The sequence below is a fragment of the Protofrankia sp. CiP1_Cm_nod3 genome, from assembly GCF_982290655.1.
In genome coordinates this window covers 1229-2260 of record NZ_CEVIVD010000165.1, presented here as the reverse complement: position 1 = coordinate 2260, position 1032 = coordinate 1229, and positions in this window count along the sequence as shown.

Here is a 1032-nt window from a genome sequence, read left to right as displayed (position 1 = left end):
GGCCGTCGTGGTGGGCTTGTCGATCTTTTGGTGGTGATGGGCAAGGGGTGCTGGCCGGGGGCCGCCGTGAGGGGTTCTGGCCCTTGTGCGGGCTGGCCGCCCGGCCCGCCACGTTCGAACGGGTCAGGCCGAGGTCGCGAACCCCTGCTCCCTGTCTCCCGGTAGGCGTCATCCGTGTCGATGAGTGTCGCCCATCGTTGACGGGCGCCGGCTGTAAGGAAGGAGGTGAATCCGGTGCTGCCCGTCGGTATGTCGGTTCGGTCACCGCGGCCTGCGGGGTTACGGGTGGATGTCGCGCTGGTGAGGATCGGATGTCGGCATGCTTTGCGGTATTTGCGGCACCGTTTTTCGTGTCGTCTGCCGTAATGGGCGTGTAGGCCGGACGCCGTGGCCGCTTTGGGACAACTGTGATCGGCCGTGGTTTTCCGGACCGGCTGTGTCACCGCTGTCGCGGACCGGCTGGAACGGTGTGCGGCAGCGGCGGGCCGTAGGGTCGTCCTCGATGAGGATTTCGGTGGAGCCGGAGGCCGGGTCCACGCACGGGTATCCGCGGGCCCCGCGTGCGTATGCGGCCAGTCAGGCGAACGTACAGTAATGCCGCTTACGATACGTCGTAAAACGACTACTGGAGCGGCGCGTGCTCCGGATTACGCTGGGCCTGACTCGGCCCTCGTGACCCGGGAGCGTGCGCAATGACCGATCAACCGCCACAGCGGCCTGGCCGAACCGACCAAGGCGCTGACAGCGTCAGATCCGGTCCGCCCGCGAGCCCGTCAGGCTCAGCGGGGTCATCGAGCCCGGCAGGGCCGTCCGCCGGGGAGGGCACGAACGCGGACGGAGGGAAAGCCGACAGCGGGATGAAGGACGTCGGACGTCCGTCGGATCCGTCCGAGCGGGCGCGTCCGCCCGCTCCTTCCATGGCGCACCCTTCCCCAGGCAGCGCCGCGGGCAGTGGCACAGGAAGTGGCGCCACGGCCGGGCCGGACACGCGGCAGGCATCCGGGCATCGTCCAGCGCAACCGCCACGCTTCA